The organism is Nocardia sp. NPDC003963 (assembly GCF_053605105.1).
This window is the reverse complement of sequence record NZ_JBSGIP010000035.1, coordinates 14,663-36,744: the sequence shown is the minus strand read 5'-3', so window position 1 is coordinate 36,744 and position 22,082 is coordinate 14,663. Positions and strand designations below refer to the sequence as shown.

Annotated in this window: 18 protein-coding genes; 7 read left to right on the top strand and 11 right to left on the bottom strand. The window is 68.6% G+C overall.

Annotation, left to right across the window (positions count from 1 at the left end; translation table 11 throughout):
• Positions 1–81 precede the first annotated feature (81 nt).
• Positions 82–858 carry an alpha/beta hydrolase gene (locus tag ACWEWT_RS30690; protein ID WP_452564222.1) on the top strand — a complete coding sequence of 259 codons (777 nt, stop codon included), beginning with the start codon at positions 82–84 and terminating at the stop codon, positions 856–858.
• 6 nt (positions 859–864) lie between these two features.
• Complete coding sequence (locus ACWEWT_RS30685) at positions 865–1,161, top strand: MGMT family protein (protein WP_452564221.1); 297 nt, start codon at positions 865–867, stop codon at positions 1,159–1,161.
• A 93-nt stretch (positions 1,162–1,254) separates the two neighbouring features.
• Here the strand turns inward: ACWEWT_RS30685 and ACWEWT_RS30680 are convergent, their stop codons facing one another.
• Both ACWEWT_RS30680 and ACWEWT_RS30675 read right to left on the bottom strand, forming a co-directional pair.
• Positions 1,255–2,046, bottom strand: coding sequence for an amino acid ABC transporter ATP-binding protein (locus ACWEWT_RS30680; RefSeq protein ID WP_452564219.1), 792 nt, complete (start codon positions 2,044–2,046; stop codon positions 1,255–1,257).
• Positions 2,043–3,521 (bottom strand): ABC transporter substrate-binding protein/permease, encoded by a 1,479-nt coding sequence (locus tag ACWEWT_RS30675; protein ID WP_452564217.1) that lies wholly within the window; start codon positions 3,519–3,521, stop codon positions 2,043–2,045. Before ACWEWT_RS30675 ends, ACWEWT_RS30680 begins: the two co-directional genes overlap by 4 nt.
• 199 nt (positions 3,522–3,720) lie before the next feature.
• Here ACWEWT_RS30675 and ACWEWT_RS30670 point away from each other — a divergent pair, with 199 nt between their 5' ends.
• Positions 3,721–5,535 (top strand): NTP transferase domain-containing protein, encoded by a 1,815-nt coding sequence (locus tag ACWEWT_RS30670; RefSeq protein ID WP_452564215.1) that lies wholly within the window; start codon positions 3,721–3,723, stop codon positions 5,533–5,535.
• Between the two features lie 285 nt (positions 5,536–5,820).
• Positions 5,821–6,456, top strand: a complete 636-nt coding sequence (locus ACWEWT_RS30665) for a hypothetical protein (protein ID WP_452564214.1) — start codon at positions 5,821–5,823, stop codon at positions 6,454–6,456.
• 260 nt (positions 6,457–6,716) lie between these two features.
• Here the strand turns inward: ACWEWT_RS30665 and ACWEWT_RS30660 are convergent, their stop codons facing one another.
• The 6 genes from ACWEWT_RS30660 to ACWEWT_RS30635 all read right to left on the bottom strand — a co-directional run bounded on the left by ACWEWT_RS30660 (position 6,717) and on the right by ACWEWT_RS30635 (position 15,143).
• Positions 6,717–7,589: a sirohydrochlorin chelatase gene (locus ACWEWT_RS30660; protein WP_452564212.1), complete on the bottom strand. Its 873-nt coding sequence runs from the start codon at positions 7,587–7,589 to the stop codon at positions 6,717–6,719.
• Positions 7,586–8,806: a uroporphyrinogen-III synthase gene (locus tag ACWEWT_RS30655; RefSeq protein WP_452564210.1), complete on the bottom strand. Its 1,221-nt coding sequence runs from the start codon at positions 8,804–8,806 to the stop codon at positions 7,586–7,588. Before ACWEWT_RS30655 ends, ACWEWT_RS30660 begins: the two co-directional genes overlap by 4 nt.
• Positions 8,803–9,201 (bottom strand): nitrite reductase small subunit NirD, encoded by a 399-nt coding sequence (gene nirD / locus ACWEWT_RS30650; protein WP_452564209.1) that lies wholly within the window; start codon positions 9,199–9,201, stop codon positions 8,803–8,805. The genes ACWEWT_RS30655 and nirD overlap by 4 nt, the downstream gene beginning before the upstream one ends.
• 324 nt (positions 9,202–9,525) lie before the next feature.
• Positions 9,526–12,054, bottom strand: coding sequence for a nitrite reductase large subunit NirB (gene nirB, locus ACWEWT_RS30645; RefSeq protein ID WP_452564207.1), 2,529 nt, complete (start codon positions 12,052–12,054; stop codon positions 9,526–9,528).
• Between the two features lie 24 nt (positions 12,055–12,078).
• Positions 12,079–13,554 carry a nitrate/nitrite transporter gene (locus ACWEWT_RS30640; protein ID WP_452564249.1) on the bottom strand — a complete coding sequence of 492 codons (1,476 nt, stop codon included), beginning with the start codon at positions 13,552–13,554 and terminating at the stop codon, positions 12,079–12,081.
• A 326-nt stretch (positions 13,555–13,880) separates the two neighbouring features.
• Positions 13,881–15,143 (bottom strand): MFS transporter, encoded by a 1,263-nt coding sequence (locus tag ACWEWT_RS30635; protein ID WP_452564206.1) that lies wholly within the window; start codon positions 15,141–15,143, stop codon positions 13,881–13,883.
• Positions 15,144–15,208: 65 nt separating this feature from the next.
• On the opposite strand from ACWEWT_RS30635, the gene ACWEWT_RS30630 reads away from it, so the two are divergent.
• Entirely contained in the window at positions 15,209–15,877 is a 669-nt protein-coding gene (locus tag ACWEWT_RS30630; protein ID WP_452564204.1) for a FadR/GntR family transcriptional regulator, read from the top strand.
• Positions 15,878–16,135: 258 nt separating this feature from the next.
• Positions 16,136–17,626 (top strand): MFS transporter, encoded by a 1,491-nt coding sequence (locus tag ACWEWT_RS30625; protein WP_452564202.1) that lies wholly within the window; start codon positions 16,136–16,138, stop codon positions 17,624–17,626.
• 97 nt (positions 17,627–17,723) lie between these two features.
• On the opposite strand, the gene ACWEWT_RS30620 is transcribed toward ACWEWT_RS30625, so the two are convergent.
• From ACWEWT_RS30620 to ACWEWT_RS30610, 3 genes are all read right to left on the bottom strand, one after another.
• A complete protein-coding gene (locus ACWEWT_RS30620; protein ID WP_452564200.1) occupies positions 17,724–18,578 on the bottom strand; it encodes a TIGR02569 family protein in 855 nt (284 codons plus the stop codon).
• Between the two features lie 180 nt (positions 18,579–18,758).
• A complete protein-coding gene (moeZ, locus tag ACWEWT_RS30615; RefSeq protein ID WP_452564199.1) occupies positions 18,759–19,940 on the bottom strand; it encodes an adenylyltransferase/sulfurtransferase MoeZ in 1,182 nt (393 codons plus the stop codon).
• A 170-nt stretch (positions 19,941–20,110) separates the two neighbouring features.
• Positions 20,111–21,163 carry a DUF3152 domain-containing protein gene (locus ACWEWT_RS30610; RefSeq protein WP_452564197.1) on the bottom strand — a complete coding sequence of 351 codons (1,053 nt, stop codon included), beginning with the start codon at positions 21,161–21,163 and terminating at the stop codon, positions 20,111–20,113.
• A gap of 228 nt (positions 21,164–21,391) precedes the next feature.
• Between ACWEWT_RS30610 and ACWEWT_RS30605 the strand changes: the two genes are divergently transcribed.
• Positions 21,392–22,048 (top strand): TetR/AcrR family transcriptional regulator, encoded by a 657-nt coding sequence (locus tag ACWEWT_RS30605; protein ID WP_452564195.1) that lies wholly within the window; start codon positions 21,392–21,394, stop codon positions 22,046–22,048.
• The last annotated feature ends 34 nt before the right edge of the window (positions 22,049–22,082 follow it).

The window sequence follows — 22,082 nt, the reverse complement described above, 5'->3', positions numbered from 1 at the left end:
AACAGACGGGGCCGACAGCGCCGATACCACGTCGGACCCGCACCCGCAGCGGTGTCGGTGCGCTCGGCTAAGAATGTCACTGTGTCCACACTGCATGTTCATCGTTTCGGCCCGGCCACCGGGCCGGTACTACTGGCCCTGCACGGCTTGAGCGGCCACGGGAAGCGCTGGGAAACACTGGCCACCGGAGCACTGCCCGATATCCGGGTGATCGCCCCCGACCTGCGTGGACACGGTCGCTCCACCGCACTGCCGCCCTGGGACCTCGAAACGATCGTCGCGGATCTGGTGGCGCTGATCACCGCCGAAACCGATGAACCGGTGCTGGTGGTGGCCCATTCCTTCGGCGGCGCGTGCGCCCTGCAGCTGGCCCGGCGGCATCCGGAACTCGTACGCGGACTGGTACTGCTCGATCCGGCCGTGACGCTGGACCCGGCGTGGTTACACGAGATCGCGCAGGCGACTCTCGACTCGCCCGATTACACCGATACCGACGAGGCGCGGATGGACAAACTCGCCACGGGCTGGGGTGCGGCCGCGCCGGATGTGCTGCGGGCCGAACTCGACGAACACCTGGTGCCCGCCGCCAACGGCCGGATGAGATGGCGGGTGGATACCGCGGCGCTGATCTCCTATTGGGGACAGCTCGCCCGTGACCTCGCCCTCCCCGAGCCCGGTCTGCCGACCGTGGTGGTCCGGGCCACGAAGGTGGATCCGCCGTTCGTCACCCCCGCGCTTCTCACCGCGCTCACCGACCGGCTCGGCGACGCGCTGACGGTGCACGAATGGGATTGTGAGCATATGGTCGCCCAGATCCTGCCGCACGAGACCGCGGCGCTTATCCGCGCGGCGCTGTAGGTCCGGATGGTCACCACCGACGAACAGATCGAACGCGTCCGGGCCCTGGTCGCGTCGATTCCGGCGGGCCGGGTCGCGACCTACGGCGATATCGCCGCGGCCGCCGGGCTGTCCACACCGCGGACCGTGGGCTGGATCATGCGCACCGACGCCGCCGATCTGCCCTGGCATCGGGTCCTGGGCGCGTCGGGCCGGCCGGCGGCTCATCTCGCGGGGCGTCAGCTCCGGCTGCTGGTGATCGAGGGGGTGCCCGTCACGGACGGGCGAGTCGATCTGCGTACCGCGCGGCATCGGTTCGACTGATTCACCGAACAACAGCGATCCGGCCGTCGGTCCGCGGGCTGCGCGGCCGAAGCCGGACTCGCTCGCGATTCCCCGGCGGTCTCCGGTGGCCGGTCAGCCGGGATCGAGAATCCGTTTCAGGAACCGCCGCGTCCGGTCCTGCTGCGGATCGCCGATCACCCGGTCCGCCGGACCTCGCTCGACGACGACGCCCTCGTCGAGGAACAGGACCTGATCGGCCACCTGCTGCGCGAAGCGGATCTCGTGGGTGACGATCACCATCGTCCAGTCCTGGGCGGCCAGATCCTTGATCACCGCGAGCACCTCGCCCACCAGCTCCGGGTCCAGCGCCGACGTCGGCTCGTCGAACAGCACCACCCGCGGTTTCAGCGCCAGGGCCCGTGCGATTCCGACCCGCTGCTGCTGCCCGCCCGAAAGCTGGAACGGATAGGCGCCGGCCCGATCGCCGAGCCCGACCTGGTCGAGCAACGCCTTCGCCTCGGCGACGACCTCCGCACGCGGACGCTGTTGCGCGACGACCGGGCCCTCGATCACGTTCTCGAGCACGGTGCGATGCGGGAAGAGATTGTGGGACTGGAAAACCATCCCGCTCTGCGCCCGCAGCCGGCTCGTTTCCCGGCGCCCGGCCCGGCCCGGTGCGAGCCGGGCGAAGTCGATCTCGACATCGTCGATGCCGATCACGCCGCGTTCCGGGGTGTCCAGCGCGTTGAGCGACCGCAGCACAGTGGTCTTACCCGATCCGGAGGGTCCCAGCAGCACGGTCGACGTCCCGCGCCGGGACTCGAAATCGATACCGCGCAGGACCTGCCGGTCGCCGAAGGATTTCGCCAGCCCGTGTACCCGGACGCGGGCGGGTTCGGTGGTGGTGTCGGTGGTGTCGGTCATTTGGCCACATACCTGTCGAATCGGATCTCCAGTCGTTTCTGCGCGGCGGACAGCGCGACACAGATCACCCAGTAGTACAGGGCGGCGAACGAGTAGAGCGCGAGGAAGTCGTTGCTCTCGGCGGCCGCGAGCTGCGCCTCCCGGAACAGTTCGGTGAGCAGCACCACCGAACCCAGCGAGGTGTCCTTCAGCAGGGAGAGCAGCGTATTGGACAGCGGCGGTACCGCGGTTCTGGTCGCCTGCGGCAGGATCACCCGGCGCAGCGTCTGCGCGTATCCCAGGCCGATGGTCGCCGCCGCCTCGAACTGGCCCTTCGGTACGGACAGAATCGCCGACCGGATCACTTCGGCCGCGTAACCGGCCACATTGAGGCTGAACGCGATGACGGCCGCGACGAACGGATCGAATTTCAATCCGATCTGGGGCAGCCCGTAGAAGACGATGAACAGCTGGACCAGCAGCGGAGTACCGCGAATGATCGAGATGAACGCACGGGCCGGAGCGGAGCAGAGCCGGTAGGAGGAGATCCGCGCGAGCGCCACCAGCAGGGCGAGCACGAGCCCGATGCCGAAGCTGAGCGCGGTCAGCGGAATCGTCACCTGCACCAGCCCGACGAACATCGGCCAGGCCGCCCCGCGCACCACCTCCCAGGTACTGCGCGGGCCGCGTCCTTCGGAGAGGTCGGCCGTGCCGCCGTCCGGAACCGAGACATCGGCCTTGAAGTACTTCTCCGAGATATCGGTGAGCGTCCCGTCCGCCGCCAGGGCGGCGATCGCCCGGTCCGCCTCGTCGAGCAGGGTCGCGTCGTCCTTGCGGAAGGCGAGGACCTGCTCGCTGGTCTCCGCCCCGGCATCACCGACGATCTCGATATCCGTGGACCCGGTGCTGGCCAGATAGTCGAGTACGGCGATGTTGTCGTTGACGATCGCGTCGACCCGGCCCTGGGTGAGCAGCGCCGCCGCCTGCGCGAACCCCTCGACCGCCTCGACCTCGGCACCGGCCTCCCGGGCGACGCGCGCCCAGTTGCTGGTACTCGATTGCGCCGTGGTCCGTCCCGCGAGATCGTCCATGGTCCGGATGCGCTCATCGCCTGTACGCCGGACGATCACACCGTGGGAGTAGGTATAGGTGCTGGACAGGCCGTACTTGTCCCGGCGCTCGTCGTTGACCGAGACCTGGTTGGCGATCACGTCGATCCGGCCGGAATCCAGGGCGGGAAATATCGCGTCCCACTGCGTCTCGACGAACCGGATATCCCATCCGGCCCGGTCGGCGATCGCCTCCATCACTTCGATGTCGTAGCCGGTCAGCCGCTGGGATCGTGGATCGTGGAACGAGAAGGGCGGATAGGTGCCCTCGGTACCCACCCGGACCACCGGCCGATCGGGATCCTGAGCCGTCGCCACGCCCACCTGGACGATCCCGGTGAATATCAGCAGCAGGGACAGCAACCCGCCCCGGAGCATTCGTCGCATAGGCGACCCCCTCGTATCGGCCGGAAACCGGAATCCGGCGCTCCGGTGGAGGGTAGTGCGAACGCGCCCCCGGGGCCGGGCGGGCCGTCCCCGCGGGCCCCGCCGACCGGTCGTTCCCGACCGGATCGGCGCAGTTCGAGATGGGCGATCCGGCACTACCGGGCCGCTCATCGTCCCAGACGGCGAATAGCATGAGCCCATGCCGAATTCTCCGCTGGCCCCGGATGTGATCGTGCTCGCCGGGGGTCGGGCGAGCCGTATGGGTGGGGTCGACAAACCGGGCCTGGTGGTCGGCGGACGATCCATGCTGGAGACGGCCCTGGCCGCGGTGGCGCCACTCGGCCGGACGGTGGTGGTCGGGCCACCCCGGCCGGGACTGGGTGAACACATCCTGCAGACCCGGGAGCCGGAGCCCGGCTCGGGTCCGGTGGCCGCCGTCGCCGCCGGACTCGCCGCGCTCGGCGCGGGACCCGCCTCCCATATCGTTGTCCTCGCCGCCGATCTGCCCTTTCTCACCGATGCCACGATCAGCGAATTGCTGCGGCATCGTAGTGATTTCGACGCGGTGTTCGCGGCCGACGCAGCGGGACGTCCGCAGTACCTCATCGGGGTGTGGCGAACCGAACCGCTGCGGGCCCGGCTCGGCGAACTGGATACGGTGATCAATCAGCCGATGAAAGCCCTGGTTCCGCTTCGCACGGATATCGTCGCGCTCCCCGGGGTCGACGATTGCGATACCCCCGGCGAGATCGACGCGGCGCGGGCCGTGTTCGATGCCCGCGCCGGCACCACGGTGCCCCCGCGCAGTGCGCCCGCGGACACCACGCCACTGTCTCTGGACCGGGCGCGGGCGATCCTGCGCCACGAACTCACCCGCCTTCCCGAACACCGGGCGGAACTGCGCGCGGCCCGGGGCGCCGCCCTGGCCGCGCCGCTGACCGCTGCCGAAGCCCTGCCCCGCTTCGACGTCTCGGCCATGGACGGATACGCCGTGGCGGGCGAGGGTCCATGGGAACTACGCGCGGATATCGGTTTCGCCGGCGGGCAGCGCCCCGACGGTCTGCGACCGGGTGAAGCGGTACGCATCGCCACCGGGGCACAGGTTCCCGAGGGTACGACCCAGGTGCTGCGCGACGAATTCGCCCGCGGTCCTCGTTCGCTACCGGCGGGACCCACCGCCGAGCGCCGGCTGCACCGGCTGCCGGACAGCCCGCCGCGCTCCGATATCCGCCGGCGCGGTGAGGATCGCGCAGTCGGCGACGAGATCGCCCCGGCGGGCACCGCCGTGACTCCCGCGCTCGTATCCGCCGCGGCGGCGGTCGAGGTCACCGACGCGGTCGTGCGGGGCCCGGTCCGGGCCCGGATAGTCATGACCGGCGACGAGATCCGCAGTTCCGGTCCGCTACAGGCCGGACAGACCCGGGATTCGATCGGCCCGATCCTGCCCGATCTCCTCGCCGCCCACGGCGTACCGGTGATCGATCAGGTCCATCTGCGCGATACCGCGCACGGTTTCGACCAGGTCCTGGCCACCGCGACCGATTGCGATCTGCTGGTCGTGGTGGGCGCGACCGGGGGCGGCGCGGCCGACCAGCTCCGCGGCGCGCTCGACCGTCGCGCGGGCCGTCTCCTGATACCCCGGCTCGCCCTGCGCCCGGGCGGTTCTACGGTGGTCGCCGAAATACCCTCGGCGACAACTGTTCTCGGGCTTCCCGGCAATCCCTACGCGGCGATCGCGACACTGCTCGCACTGGTGCCGGCGATAATCGGCGGCCGCACCGGCCTACCGACGCCGCGTCGGCTCACCGGGCCACTGCGCAACGCGGCCGAGATCTCCGGCCCGGTGGCGCGGATCGTGCCCGCCCGATACAGCGAGCAGGCCGGCGGCGGCTGGATCGGCGATCCCGCGATCCGCACCGGCCACCTCGGCGGTCTCGTCGACCGGGACGGCCTGGTCGTCGTCGCCCCGGAAGCCCGGGACGACGACACTGCCGAATTCATCCCGTTGCCCTGAAACGTCCGGGTTTACATGGGTTTACCCACGCCGGAGCGGCCGAGGCCACTCGGCGTCCGCCGGCCGGCCGGAGAACTCCACGGCCACTTCCACCGGCTGGGAAGTCCGCCCCGGCACCGTATCGGCGGATCGTCTACGCTGACTGCCCGATCCGACCGCGCGGCGGTCGCTCGAGCAGGTTCGAGGTACGCGATGTTCAGCGTTTTCCGGTGGGGTCGGAATCGGCGTCCGGTATCCGTTGCAGCCATTGTCTGCGCGGTATTCGCGGTGGCCGGTGCGGGACTGATGCCCGGATCCGTCGCAGCGGCCGCCCCGGCGGTGACGGTGTATCCGGGGATGGAGATCCGGCACAGCGAGATAGCCGACGGCAAGGCCGTGATCACCCGCTGCACGGTGGGTCTCACCGGTTCGATCGGCTCGGCACAGTACGCGGTGACCGCGGGCCACTGCTACCACCAGGGAATCGTCACCGATAAAGTCGGCAACCCGATCGGCTATTTCGAATTCCATCGCCCGGACGAGGGTCTGAAATTCGGATTCGGGCTGATCCGGCTGTACGACGGCATCGGTGTCGCCGCGTCGATGGGACGGTTCGGGCTGTCCTCCGTGGATATGGAACCACAACTGAACCAGGAGATCTGCAAGATCGGCGCGACCACCGGCTGGAGTTGCGGGTCGATCACCGAAGCCAACGACGAATGGATCTACGCGACCAACGCGCTCGGTGCCGAAGCCGGCGATTCCGGCGGGGTGGTGTACCGCCAGACCGCCGACGGCCACGCCGCCTTCGTCGGCATCCTGGTGGCCTACGACAACGCACAGGGGCGCAGCGCGGTCGTGGAGCCGGCCGCCCTGCTGTTCGACCAGATCGACCGGTACGGCCCGACCCGCGACAACAAATTCGTGTGGTACCGGGTCTGATCCGGCTCGCCACACCGGATTTGCGTGGCCGCGCCCGAGATCTCACCGAAGCGGAAGCGGCCGCAGCGTCCCACTGGGCTCGATCTCCGTGCGACCCGGACCGGGCGAAGTGCCGCATTTCTCCGAAGACCCGACGGTATCCAGCTGCGGGTACTTCCCGAACTGTCGAACTTCTGGAAGAGGCCGCCGGCACTCCGGGTTTCAGCGGTATCCGGCTGCGCAACGCCCGCTGCTCCGGCCGCTTCGCCTCGGCGGGCCGGTCAGCGCACGCGTGCGCGGTCCATGTCCCGGACGGCCGCCCGGTAGCGATCCGCGATCAACCGGACCACCGCGGGGTGCACCCCGATCGGCTCGGCCACTCCGGTCGCGCCCGCCTGGTGGAGCCGCTCGTGGAAGAGCCCGTGCGCGAGCAGGTACGAGGCGATGAACACCCGCTCCTGCCCGGTCGCCCGCACCTGTTCCACCACTTCCGGAACACGCGGAGTCCCGGTGGCGACATAGGCAATCCGCACCGGGGTCGCGAGTTGCGCGGTGAGCTCGGCGGCGGCGCGGCGCACATCGGCGCGGGCGCGCGGATCCGAGGATCCCGCGGCCGCGAAAACCACGGCGTCCCCCGGACGCCAGCCGGCCGCGCGCAATCGCACGGCCATGACCCGGGCCAGCGCGGGATCGGGGCCCATAGCGGCGGTGACGGTCACCGCGGGATGTGCGCTGTCCGCGACCTCTCGGGGAACATCCTGGTAGACGTGGTATCCGGAGGCGAGGAACGCCGGAACCACCACGGCCGGAACAGTTTCGCCGGATACAGTTGATCCCGGATCACGCAGCACCTCGGCCGGCGACGGTCCGAGCACATCGACGAACGCGGTGCGTACGGCCGGGGTGACGGCGGGCCCGGGTTCGGGGCTCACGATCGGATCGGGCACACAACCGCAGATCGAGTACGCGCCGGGCAGTAGCGCGGCGCGACGGTCCCGGCCGCCCGGGACGACGGTATGCCCGCACCGGCCGTCCGATTCAGCCGACCGGCGACCCAGCTCGTGGCCGACGGCTTCGGCCAGTGCGGCGATCATCTGTACGCCCTTGGCGCTGCGGGTGCCGTGCGCGACCAGCACCAGCGCCGCGGGGCTCATCCGGGCACCACCGTGCGGACATAGCGCGCATTGCGCGGCGCGGCCGCCGGCAGCGGCGCGGTACCGGCATCGTTGTCGTTGCATTCGGCAGGGTCCATGGCCAGGCGGTATCCACGTTTGACCACCGTCTGGATCGCCTTCGGAGTACCCAGCCCCGCCCGCAACCGGGCGATGGCCGTCTCCACGGCGTGGGTGTCGTCACCACCGCCGGGCAGCGCCGCCAGCAGATCCTCGCGGGAGACGACCCGGCCGGGCTGGCGGGCCAGCGACCGCATCAGCGCCATCGGTGCCGGGGCAAGCTGTTTCACCGTGCCGTCGACCACCACGCACGCGCCGCGCACGCTGATGGTGTGACCGGAGGCGTTGATCCGTCCGGCGCGGCGCGGAAGCTCTTCGGCGACATGCCGGGCCAGCGCACCCAGCCGAGCCCGGCCGGGCATCGTGGTGGGCACGCCGAGTTCCTCGAGCGGGGCCGCGGTGATCGGCCCGACACAGGCCGCCGGCACTCGGCTGCGCAGTGCGTGCAGGACGCCCTCGAGCACTCCGGTTTCCTTGGCGCGCATCAGCATCGAGGCCACGGCCGGTGCGCTGGTGAAGGTCACGCAGTCGATCGCGGAGGTCACGATGGCCTCGATCAACTGGTCCATCGGGCCGCGGTCGGCCGGCGGCTCCCACCGGTACACCGGGACCGGCACCACATCGGCGCCCGCACAGCGCAGTACTTCACAGAAATCGGGAATGGGTTCCCATTCGGTGGTGGCACCGTGCAACTGGACCGCGATCCGGACGCCCTCGACCCCCTCGGCCAGCAGATGATCCAGTACCTCGGCCGAGGACTCCGACGCCGGGGACCACTCCTCGCGCAGTTCGGCGGCCCGGATCGCGCCCTTGGCCTTGGGACCGCGCGCGAGCATCCGGGTCCCGCCCAGGGTGGACCGCAGCCGCTCGGCCAGCCCCCAGCCCTCGGCGGCCTCCATCCAGCCGCGGAATCCGATACCGGTGGTCGCCACGGTGATCTGCGGCGGATCCGCGACGAGTTCCCCCGTCACCCGTTCCAGTTCGGTGTCGTCGGCGAGCGGAATGATCCGGATGGCCGGCGCGGACACCACCGACGCACCCCGCCGGGTGAGCAGGGTGGTGAATTCCTCGGCCCGCCGGGCCGCGGTGATACCGATGGTGAAACCGGCCAGCGAGGCACTCGCTTCCGGCACCGTCATGCGGGGCAGCCGTTCGGGGCCACGGTTACGGGCCGGTCCGAGATCGACACCTGTCCGTCGTCCACGCGCACGGAATATACCGGCAGGCTCTCCGTATCGTTGTCCAGGCACCGCCCGTCGAGCAGCGAGAAGGCCTGCTTCAGCAGAGGCGACGCGACCACCGGCTCACCACCGCGGTCGCCGACGATCCCGCGCGACATCACCGCCGCCCGGCCGAAGGGGTCGATATTGCCGACCGCGTACAGCATCCCCTCGGGCATCAGGAACAGGGCCGCCTGAGCACCGCCGGGCAGCAGTACCGCCACACCACGTCCGGGGATCAGGTACTCGAGCGCGCACGCCCGCGTCCAACCGGTGGTCGCCGGGACAACAGCCGGGCTATCGATAACAGTCATTGTGCCTCCTCAGAAGCAGTTACATACGGTCCGCGGAGGCCGCAGCGGAGGCCGAGGTATCGCATCGTTCATGCCTCCTCGGAAGCTGTTGCGTACGGTCCGTGGAGGCCGCCGCGAAGGCGGACGTACCGCATACCCAATTGGTACCGGCGGCCTGTTTCCTGGCGGTTAAGCCGTCATTTCCCACTCGTAGCGAGCCGCACTGCCACCACGGTCCCGGGCGATCGATCACCACGGGGCGCGCCCGGAACGCCCCGCGGCCGGGCTCCACTGCCCCTCATCCGGCCGGCTGCGGCGCTACCGGCCCGTCACCTCCCTACTCGGTCACACTCCCTGGCTGTCGCCGGGCATACCGGGCAGACCCAGCAGCACCGGAACCTTGCGCTCACCGCTCTCGTCGAAGGCGATGGTCGGATCGGCCTCGGCCGGAGCGTTGACGAACGAGACGAACCGGGAGAGCTTCTCCTCGTCGTCGAGGACCGCGGCCCATTCGTCGCGGTAACCGGCTACATGGTCGGCCATCGCCTGTTCCAGATCGGCGGCGATGCCGAGACTGTCCGCGCAGACCACGTCACGGATGTAGTCGATCCCGAGGTCCTGCTGCCACGGTGCGGTGCGCTGCAGCCGGTCGGCGGTGCGGATGTAGAACATGAGGTAGCGATCGATATAGGCGATGAGGGTCTCGTCGTCGAGGTCCCCGGCCAGCAGCACCGCGTGCGCCGGGGTGAGGCCGCCGTTACCGCCGACGTAGAGGTTCCACCCGTTCTCGGTGGCGATGACACCCACGTCCTTGCCGCGGGCCTCGGCGCATTCCCGGGCGCAACCGGATACCGCCAGCTTCAATTTGTGCGGCGACCGCAGTCCACGGTAGCGCTTCTCCAGTAGCACGGCCATGCCCACCGAATCCTGCTGGCCGTACCGGCACCAGGTGGATCCGACGCAACTCTTGACGGTGCGCAGCGATTTACCGTAGGCGTGACCCGATTCCATACCGGCGTCCACCAGCCGCTTCCAGATGAGCGGCAACTGTTCGACGCGGGCCCCGAACAGGTCGATCCGCTGCCCGCCGGTGATCTTGGTGTAGAGCCCGAACTCCTTGGCGACCTCACCGATCACGATCAACTGCTCCGGGGTGACCTCCCCACCCGGCATCCGCGGCACCACCGAATAGGTGCCGTTCTTCTGCATATTGGCCAGGAAGTGGTCGTTGGTGTCCTGTAACGCGGCCTGCTCGCCCTCCAGGATGTGCTCGCTGGAAGTCGAGGCGAGAATCGAGGCCACGGTCGGTTTGCAGATATCGCAACCGGCGCCCTTGCCGTGCCGGGCGATGAGTTCGGAGAAGGTGCGGATACCGGTGGCCTGCACGATCTGGAACAGCTCCGCGCGCGACTGCGCGAAATGCTCACACAGTGCCCTGGACATCTCGACACCGGACTGTTCGAGCACCTTCTTGATCATCGGCACACAGCCGCCGCAGGAGGTACCGGCCTTGGTGCAGGCCTTGACGGCCGGAATATCGCAGGCACCCTCGGCGATCGCGCCGCAGATGGCGCCCTTGCTCACATCGTTGCAGGAGCAGATCTGCGCCTCGTCGGGCAGGGCGTCGGCGCCCAGTTCCGCTCCGGCCGGGGAGATCAGCGCCGCCGGTTCGGCGGGTAGCGGCCGGCCCACCAGGGGGCGCAACGCCGCGTACTGGGTGGCGTCGCCGACCAGGATGCCGCCCAGCAGGGTCTGCGCATCGTCGGAGATCACCAACTTCGCGTAGGTGCCCCGGGCCGCGTCGTGCAGTACCACCGACAACGCGCCCTCGGTGGTGCCGTGCGCGTCGCCGAAACTCGCCACATCCACACCGAGCAGCTTCAGTTTGGTCGACATATCGGCGCCGGGGAACTCACCGGCACCACCCAGCAGGCGGTCGGCCACGATCTCGGCGGTGCTGTAACCGGGCGCCACCAGGCCGTAGCAGACACCCTCGATCGCCGCGCATTCGCCGATGGCGTAGATATTCGGATCGGAGGTGACCAGGCCCAGATCCGTGATCACACCCCCGCGGGGGCCGACCTCGAGACCGGCGTCGCGGGCGATCTGGTCTCGTGGGCGGACGCCCGCGGAGAACACCACCAGCGCGGCGTCGATCGCCGTATCGTCGGAGAGGCTGATCCGCAGCCGTTCGGCCGGGCCCGCCGCCTCGTCGCGCTCGATCCCGGCAGTGCCCACTCCCGTATGCACCTCCAGTCCCAGATCGGTGACCAGTTTCTCCAGGATCGCGCCACCGCCCTCGTCGACCTGGGCCGGCATCAGGCGATCGTTGTACTCCACCACATGCGGGGTCAGCCCGAGCAGGCGCAGCGCGTTGGCGGCCTCCAGCCCGAGCAGGCCGCCGCCGACGACCACGCCGTGCGCGCCCGGTCCGGCCGTATCGGCGGCGGCCCTTATTCCGTCGAGATCCTCGATGGTCCGGTAGACGAAGCATTCCGGGTGTTCGTGCCCCGGCACGGGTGGCACGAACGGGTAGGAACCCGTCGCCAGGACCAGCGCGTCGTAGTCGAGGACCTCGCCGGAAGTGGTGGTGATCTTCCGATCGTCCCGGTCGATGATCTCGGCCCGCTCCCCGAGTCGCAGATCGACCAGATCGTCACCGGCGTACTCGTTGCCCGGCAGCGCCAGTGCGGCGGCTTCCCAGGCACCGACGTAGGAGGACAGACCGACCCGGTCGTAGGCGGCCAGCTTCTCTTCGCCGAGTACGACGACCTGCCACTGTCCCGCTTCGTCGCGGGCGCGGATCGCCTCGACGAACCGGTGCCCGACCATGCCGTGACCGGCGACGACGACTGTTCTGCGCTGTGCGTTCATGGTGTCCTCCGTGGGGATCCGGTGTCAGAGGCTCGCCGGCGACCGGGCGGACCGGGATTCGGTGGGCAGAGCGGAGTTGCGGGAGCCGGATTCGGCCCGGCGGACCAGCGCCTCGGCTTCGGCCACGATCTCGTGGTCGCGGGCCGGGACGCCGGGCCGGCGCAGGAACACCGACCAGGTGGCCAGGGCGCAGGCGATATAGAACGCCGTGAACACCCAGAAGGCGGTGGTCGCGGATTGGGTCGAGGAGTACGAGGACCGCAGCACCAGGTTGATCCCGACCCCGCCGAGGGCGCCGATGGCACCTACGAAGCCGATCAGCGCGCCGGAGGTGTTCTGCGCCCAGGCGGCGCGTTCGGCGGCACTCCCGTCCAGGCTGCGGGACCTGGCGTCGAAAACCGACGGGATGATCTTGGTGACCGATCCGTTGCCCACTCCGGACAGGATGAACAGCGCCACGAAACCGGCCACCAGCACGCCCAGGACCGGACCCGAGAAGCCCCGGTGCGAACCGTCGGCGACAGTCGACGCCGTGGCCACCGCGATCGCCGCGACCATCATCGCCGCGAAGGTGAACAGCGTTACCCGGCCGCCACCGATCCGGTCGGCGAGTTTGCCGCCGTAGGGCCGGGCGATCGACCCGAGCAGCGGTCCGATGAACGCGATCTGCGCGGCGTGCAAGGTCGCCTGGGCGGCGGTGTCCCCACCGGCGACGAAACTGATCTGCAGGATCTGGCCGAACGCGAAACTGTATCCGATGAAAGAACCGAAGGTGCCGATGTAGAGGAACGAAACCGCCCAGGACTGCGGCACTTTCAACGCGGTGCGCATGAAGGACAGATCGGCCTTCTGGTTGGGCAGATTATCCATGAACAGTGCCGCGCCGAGTCCGGCGAGTACCACCAGCACCAGATAGGCCGCGCAGATCACCGAGGCGTACTCGTTACCGAGGGTCGCGATGACCAGCAGCCCGAACAACTGGATGACGGGTACCCCGATATTGCCGCCACCCGCGTTCAGTCCCAGCGCCCAGCCCTTGAGCCGCTGCGGGTAGAAGGCATTGATATTGGTCATCGAGGAGGCGAAGTTGCCGCCACCCAGACCGGCGAACGCCGCGACGATCAGAAAGGTCGTATAGGACGTGCCGGGCTGGTTCACGAAGTACAGGGTGAGACCGGCCGGCACCAGTAGGGCCGCCGCGCTGAACACCGTCCAGTTACGGCCGCCGAACCGGGCCGTGGCGACCGTGTACGGGATGCGCAGGATGGCGCCGACCAGGGTCGGTACGGCGACCAGGAAGAATTTGCCCGCCGCGTCGATCCCGTAGGTCTCGGTCGGCATGAACAGCACCATGACCGACCAGATGGACCAGATCGAGAAGCCGATGTGCTCGGCCACGACCGACCAGGTCAGATTGCGGGTGGCGATCTTCTTACCGCCGGCCTCCCAGGCCGCGGTGTCCTCGGCGTCCCAGCGCTCCAGCTTCGGCCGCCGGAACATCGCCGACAGGGCGTTTCCGCGGCTTTCGGTCTGCGTGCTCACAAGGGCCTCCCAACGTGGTTCGACCCCACGGTAGGAAACCGGTATTGCGGAAATGCTGCCCAAAATGACCGTCGAATCAACGGTTTCTCACGCGGCCGGCACCGCTCAGGTGAGAAGGCCGCCGGTGTTAACTCGTTGTGACATCAGCGTTTCCGCCGGTGAAGAAATGCCCATATCCGCCGGTATGCGCGGTGCGGGCCCACCCGATGATGACCTGCGTCACTGCCCGGCGCAACCGGAGGCATCGGACGCGGTGCCGGGTACCGGCTTCCCGCGATTCCGGTTCAGCGCGCCGAAATCGAATCCTCGAGCATCCGCGGTTTACAGGCCTGCCAGGCACCGATCAGCAGCACCAGAACCGCGACACAGAGCAGCGCGAACGGCGCCGCCCACCCGTCGGTGAGGGTGTGCAGCATGCCGAACACCAGCGGCCCCACACAGGCGAGCGCGTAACCGACACCCTGGGTGAACCCCGACAGTGCCGCCGAACCGGCCGGTGTGCGCGTGCGCAGATTGATCAGGGTGAGGGTCATGGGGAAGGTACTCGGCCCCAGCCCCAGGATCGCCACCCACAGCACCGGCACGCTCATGGGAGCGAGGAGCAGTCCGGCGAAGGCCACGAGGAAACACACCGCACAGCCCACGACCACCGGATAGGGGTTGGTGAGGCGCGCGGCCACGGTGGGTGCCGTCAGCGCGGCGACCAGGCCGACGAGCGCGAACAGCGCCACCATCGAACCGCCGAAGGCCGCGTCGGCACCGGCGTCGGCGAGGATGGTGGGCAGCCAGGTGAACACCGAATAGGTGGTCAGCGAGGTCATCCCGAAGGTGGCGGCCATTCCCCAGGCCAGCGGCGACCGCCATACCTTGGGCGCCGGTGCGCTACCCGAGTCGGGCAGGCCGGTGGTGTCGGACACCGCGCGGCCACGGCGAATCCGCAGCACCCCTATCCAGGGCACCGCCGCCGCGAAACCGAGCAGCGCCCACACACCCAGCGAGACACGCCATCCGTGCGCCTCGGCCAGCGGTACGGCCACCAGCGCGGGCAGGACGGTGCCGATCTGCACCATGGTGATGTAGAGCGCGCTCACCGTGGCGAGCCGATCCGGGAAGTAACGCTTCACCAGCGGCGGGACCACGATATTGCCGATACCCATACCGCCGAGCGCGAGCGCGGAGAACAGCAGCAGCTCGACGGTCCCCGAGACGAGCACCCGGACCAGCATGCCCGTACCCGCGGCCGCCATCGCGACCAGCACCGTGCGTTCCAGGCCGAGCGCCCGGACCAGCAGCGGTGTCAGCAGGCCCGTGATGGAGAACATCAGGGTGGGAATCATGCCGAAGACCCCGACGACCGCGGTGGAATAGCCGATCTCCCGGCCGATATCGTCGGCGAGCGGTGTGAACGCGGTAACCGCCACGCGGAGGACCAGAGCCGACATGACAATGGCTGCCAGTACCAGTAAACGGCCCTCGATAAGACTGCGTTTCCGCTGCTCGAGGGGTGGATCGGCCGCTTGGGAGGTTTCGGGCAGCGCAGCAGTCACCGAGAAATCATAGGATGACCCTATGACTGGGGCAATAAGATTGTGATGGGCGGTACTCTGTTGCGGTGCAAAGTGTGCGCCGCACCAGCCTCATCGCCCAGGTGACCGAGCAACTCAAAGAGGATATCCGCTCGGGACGCTGGCCGATCGGGACGCGGATCCCCACCGAACCCGAACTCGCCGAACTCACCGGAACCGGCCGCAACACGCTACGCGAAGCCGTCCAAGCGCTGGTCCACGCCGGAATGCTGGAACGCCGACAGGGCTCCGGCACCTACGTCATCGCGGCCTCCGAGGTCGGCGGAACTCTCTCCAAATACTTCGCCGAGGCCGCCGAACGCGATGTGCTGGAGCTACGGCACGGCCTCGAGTCCACCGCTGCCGCGCTGGCCGCGCACCGACGGGACGACTCCGATATCGCCACCCTGCGCCGGCTACTCGACGACCGGAACCGGCTGTGGCGGGTGGACCGGACCGCGGCCATCGAAGCCGATGTCCAACTGCACCGGGCGATCGTGCTCGCCAGCGGCAACGCCGTCTACATCGAGTTCTACGATTCGATACTCGGCTACATCGAATCCTCGATCCGCTCGCGTACCGACCGTATCGACAGCTGGTACGCCGCCGAACACCGCGAACTGGTGCAGGCGATCGTCGACGGCGACGCCGAGAAAGCCGCCCGGACCACCCGCTGTTTCCTCGATACCCTGCTGGCCGACTACCCCGACCACTGAGCACCCCTCGGCGTCACCTCCGGCTCCGAACCCAGCACGATCGGGGCGATCCCGAGCAGGTTCCATCGAGGTTACGGACCGATCACCCGGGTGTTCCCGCTCCGTGAGCGGGAATTGCGGCGATCGTCATTGCGCGCTATTTCGTCGAAACACCCGGCTTCTAGCGTTTTCTCACGTCACAACACGCACTCGACCGCCCGGCCGCCGTGGCCGGGCGCCCCGTCCGGGGGGCGTCGAGTAACGACGAGAGGGACGCCGATGACCGCGATAGCCGACACCGGCCGGCAATTACCCGAGACGACAACGACGTTCACCCATCAGCGCCGGGGACGCTGGATCGACCGGTGGGAACCCGACAGCGAGCGGTTCTGGAAATCCGGCGCCGATCGCACTGCCAGGAAGAACCTGCTGTTCTCGGTGTTCGCGGAGAATCTCGGATTCAGTATCTGGGTTCTGTGGGCCAGCGTCGTCACCGGAATGGGCGCGGCCGGATTCACCTTCCTGGACGGCCTGGGCAAGGGGAACCCGACCGCGGTCAGCAACGCACTGCTGCTCACTTCCATTCCGACACTGGTCGGTTCGGCCCTGCGCATCCCCTACACCTTCGCCATCCCCCGGTTCGGCGGCCGGGCCTTCACAGCGTTCAGCGCCGCGATGCTGCTCATCCCCACCCTGGGCCTGATCTGGTTCGTCAACCAGCCCGGCACCCCGATGTGGGTTTTCGTGGTCCTGGCCGCGCTGTCCGGCTTCGGCGGCGGGAATTTCTCGTCGTCGATGGCCAATATCTCGTTCTTCTTCCCCGATGGTAAGAAGGGCGCGGCGCTCGGGATCAATGCGGCGGGAGGCAATCTCGGCGTCGCGCAGACCCAGCTGCTGGTACCGCTGCTGATCACCCTCGGCACCCACCTCACCGCGAAAGACGCTGCCGGATACCGATTCGGGATAACGCTCGCGGTACTGGTGTGGATCCCGTTCATCCTGGCCGCCGCGTTCGGCGCGCTGCGCTATATGGACAGCCTCGCCACCGCGAAATCCGACGGTCGTTCCTACAAACCGGCGCTGACCAACCGGCACACCTGGGTGATGGCTTTCCTGTACATCGGCACCTTCGGTTCCTTCATCGGTTTCTCGTTCGCTTTCCCCACCCTCATCAAGGCCAATTTCCCGGACCTCGCGGGTATCGGCTGGATCACCACCCTGGGCAATCTCGCCTTCCTCGGCGCGCTGGTCGGCTCCTTCTCGCGGCCGTTCGGCGGCTGGCTCTCGGACAAACTCGGCGGCGGCGCGAAGATCACCATCATGGTGTTCGGCGCGATGGCCGTGGCGGTCGCGCTCATCATGGCCGCCCTGGAGATGAAGAGCTTCCCGCTGTACCTGCTCGCCTTCCTGATGCTCTTCGTGCTCGCCGGTATCGGCAACGGTTCCACCTACCGGATGATCCCGTCCATCTTCACCGCCCAATCGAAGAAGTACGCCTCCGAACACGCGATGGAGCCGTCGGAAGCGGCGGCGTCCGCGAAGCGGCAGGCGGGCGCGGCGATCGGCGTCATCGGTGCGGTGGGCGCCTTCGGCGGCTTCGTACTCCAGCAGGCACTACGGCTGTCCAACACCCACTTCGGCACCATGGCGCCCGCGTTCTGGGCCTATGCCGGGGCGTTCCTGGTGATGGCCGGGGTCACCTGGTGGTGCTACAGCCGTACCTCGTTCGCGGTCGGCCGGGTGCCGTCCCTGGCCTACGCCAACGTCTGAGAATCGTCCGGCACGCGGGCAGTGCCCGGCCGGGATCGACCGGCCGGGCACTGCCGCGTATCGAACTCATCGGGGATCGCCGCCGCGGCGACCGCCATCACAGCAGGAATCGCACCATATCCGCCGTCCGGATCAGTCCCGGCAACGCTTCCGGAGTGGACCGCGGATGCAGGACGTGCACCGCCAGCCGGAACATCACCGCACGCAACAGCATCTGCGGCCATTCGGGCAGATCGGACCAGCGCTCCAGCAGCCCGTCGTCGGCCCCGCCCCAGGACAACGCATCCACCACGACCACGCCCGCCGCCCATGCCGGTGGGCGCCAGTACGGAGTGAGATCGGTGAGCGCGGGAGTCTGCGCCCCGGCGAACAGCACCGTGCCGAACAGGTCACCGTGGACCAGCTGCGGCGCGGTGCGTACCGGTTTGCGCAGCGTGGCCAGCTGACCGATCAGCTCGAGACTGTGCCGCCCGTCCGGCGAGTTCTCCATCACCGCGCCCGCCGCCCGCAATGTACGCAACGGCACCGCTTCCCAGGCCGCCCGGTCCGCGGCCACGAAAACATCCACATCCAGCCACGGTGTGACCGGCGGCTGGGACAGGAACCTGGGCCGCTCGAGCGTCGCGGTGGCCTTGTGCAGCCGTAACGACACCGAGACCACCTCGTCGTGCCGCGGTTCCGGGAAACCCGGCATGAAGGTGTCGCACCGCCAGCCCGACACCACGTACCGGCCGTCGGTGGCCCGCACCGGGCGGGCCACCCGCACGCCGTCCACCCGCAGGCTCTCCCGGACCTTGGCCGACCAGGCCGCGCGGGCATGATCGGCGACCGGACTGAGCACCACATCACCGAGGCGCCAGCCACCCTCCCAGTCGCCCAGGGCGACGGGGGTCATTTCCCGCAGACCGTACGTGGCCCGCACATGCTCGGGGGGTTCGACAGTGGTGGTCACGGCCGTACCGTACTCCCGCGGCCGAGCCCCGCTACCGCGCCACACCGTGGCGTAGCAGTGCCGCGACACACCTGCGACCGGCCCTGGACACACACCGCCGACGGACCCCGCCACCGCCGCCCGCGCACTGTTCGCGCGCAGGTCAGCGGCATATCGGGGGTGTCCGGTAGATCGGTCGGCTCAGTACACCGGCAGCGAAGGATCCACCTGGTGGGCCCAGGCGATGACGCCGCCCTGCAAATGGGTCGCGTCGGCGAAACCGGCCCGCTTGAGCGCGGCGAGCGCTTCGGCCGACCGGATACCCGTCTTGCAGTGCAGCACGATCTTGCGGTTCTGCGGCAGCTCCGCCAGCGCCTCACCCGAGAGGATGCGGTCCTTCGGGATCAGGGTCGCGCCCTCGATGTGCACGATGTCCCATTCGACGGGCTCACGGACATCGATCAACTCCACATCACCGGCGTCCAGGAGCTCCTTGAGCTCGCGCGCGGTCACGGTGGAACCGGCCGCCGCGGCCTGCCCCTCCTCGGACACCACACCGCAGAACGCCTCGTAGTCGATCAGTTCGGTGATCGGCTGACGAGCCGGGTCACGGCGCAGCTTGATGGTCCGGTAGCTCATATCCAGCGCGTCGTACACCATGAGCCGGCCCAGCAGCGGATCACCGATACCGGTGATCAGTTTGATCGCCTCGGTCACCATGACCGAACCGATCGAGGCGCACAGCACACCCAGTACGCCGCCTTCGGCGCAGGACGGCACCATTCCCGGCGGCGGGGCCTCCGGGTACAGATCGCGGTAGTTGATCCCGCGACCGTCCGGGGCGTCCTCCCAGAACACCGACACCTGGCCCTCGAACCGGTAGATCGAACCCCACACATACGGTTTACCGGCCAGTACCGCGGCATCGTTGACCAGATAGCGGGTCGCGAAATTATCGGTACCGTCCACGATCAGGTCGTATCCGGCGAACAGTTCCACCGCGTTCTCCGGCTCCAGCCGGATCTTGTGCAACCGCACATCGATCCCGGAATTGATCTCCAGAATGGAATCGCGGGCACTGTCGGCCTTGGGGCGGCCGATATCGGATTCACCGTGGATGACCTGCCGCTGCAGGTTGGAGGCGTCGACCTCGTCGAATTCGACGATCCCGAGCGTGCCCACCCCGGCGGCGGCCAGATACAGCAGCGCCGGAGAACCCAGCCCGCCGGCACCGATCACGAGCACCTTCGCGTTCTTCAGCCGTTTCTGCCCGTCCATCCCGAGGTCGGGGATGATCAGGTGACGGCTGTAACGGGCGACCTCGTCCCTGGTGAGTTCGGCGGCGGGCTCCACGAGTGGGGGCAGGGACTGCGGTGATGACACGTCTTCGAACTCCTCGTATCGAAATAGCCGGATGCGGTGTGCGCGGGCGCGGTGCGTTCGGCCGGTGACCCGTAGCCGCGGTACCCGCACCCACACCGGCGTAGGTTCCCAGTACAACGCGGACGCGCGAACCATTCTTCCCGGCACGATCGCGAGGCGCACCGGCGGGCTCAGCCGCGCGGATACGGCCACGGGTTGAAGCGGCAGGTCTTCCCGTCCATCGGCACCACCCCGTACGGATCCAGGGCGGCGATCTCGTCGTTGGCGGTACCGAAGGTCTGCTGCATCATCACCGGAGCCAGACCGCCCTCGCTTTCGCACGGCTGGTGCTCGTGATAGCCGATCGCATGCCCGACCTCGTGGTTGACCAGATACTGCCGGTAGGAGCCGATATCACCGTCGAACGCCGGGGCACCGCGTACCCAGCGCGCCTCCGACAGCACCACCCGGGCCTCGTCGGAGTTGTAGCAGGAGGAATCGATCGGGATATCGAATCCGCAGACCGCGCGGGTGGTGCCCCGGGCGGTCAGCGAGATCCGGAAATCCGGTTCACCCCGATCGATCCGCTGGAACGCGAACTTACGGTCGTGCACCCAGCTCTTCGGATTGCCGAGGGTCGATTCGACCATCCGGGCCACCGATTCGTCACCACCGAAATTACGGGTGTCGATACCGTTCTCGATCTCGACCGTGTAAGTGAAGGTGTACGCCTCGCCCGCACCGATACGAGGCGAGGTACCCGCGACGATCCGCCAGGTGCCTTTACCGGTCTCGGTGAACTTGCCGCCCGCGGGCAACGCCCCGATCGGCAGATCCTCCGGGAAAGTACCGTCGCCCGGCGGAGCCCCGATCACCCCGACGCTGGCCGGGGGCGGGCCCAGCGCCCCGAAACCCGGTTCGATGGGATCGGTGGGATTTCCCGTACCGGTACGCACCGCGTCGACCACCACCAACACCGTCAGCACGACCAGGACCGGCAGCGCGTACACCCGCCAGCCGTACCGGGACACCACGAACCGCAGCCGGCGCCGCTTCCCACCGGCGGCAAGTCTGGCCGCCGGGGGCGGATCGCCCACCGGGTCCCGGCGCGCGCACAACGGCTCCCGGGATTCGTCGCCGGGCGGCGTCGTCACCGTCGCCCGCGCGGCTACCGCGAGCTCTGAATCCTGGGGGCGGTGCGCGCTGCGCCCGCCGCCGGAGGCGTTTTCCGGTCGGTCGGTCACGGCTCCAGACTCTCACAACCCGCCGTACCGGCCACAATGGAAGTACCCGCCGGGCGGCCGGACCGGTATCGCACCGGCCACCTTCCAGCATTTCCTCAGGGCACCATAAGGATCGGAGCCCGTCCCGGGTTCGCCCACCCGGGTCGGCAACAGCATCGGAAGCGAGTATGGTGCTCGAAAGACCCGGTACACACCCCTTTGCCGGGGAATCGACTGGGAGATCCGAATATGACCGACCTCGTGGACCGGATGACGTCCCGCCCGGCGTCCGGCACCGCCCCCAAACGCGGCACACGGCTTCCCCGTGACGAACGGCGCCAGCAACTACTCGCCGCCGCCAGTGAGATCTTCGTGCTACGCGGTTATCACGCCGCCGGAATGGACGAGATCTCCCAGTGCGCGGGCGTCAGCAAGCCTGTCCTGTACCAGCACTTCACCAGCAAGCTGGAGCTGTACCTCGCCGTCCTGCAGAACTATGTGGACATGCTGGTGTCGAGCGTGCGCCAAGCGCTGCGCTCCACCACCGACAACAAGCAGCGTGTCCGTGCGGCGGTCGCGGCCTATTACGACTTCGTGGACAACGAGATGCAGGGCTTCCGCCTGGTCTTCGAATCCGATCTCACCAACGAACCCCAGGTCCAGCGCCGCGTCGAACAAGCCACCGAAGCCTGCGTGGACGCGGTGTACGACCTCGTCGCCCACGATTCCGGCCTCGACCCGTACCGGGCCCGCATCCTCGCGGTCGGCCTCGTCGGTGCGAGCCAGTTCACGGCCCGGTACTGGCTGGAAGCCGACCGCCCGATCCCCAAGGACGAGGCCGTCGACACCACGGTCGCACTGGCCTGGGGCGGCCTCAAACACGTCCCCCTCCACCCGATCGGCTGATCCACGACGAACCCGGATACGACGAAGCCCCCGC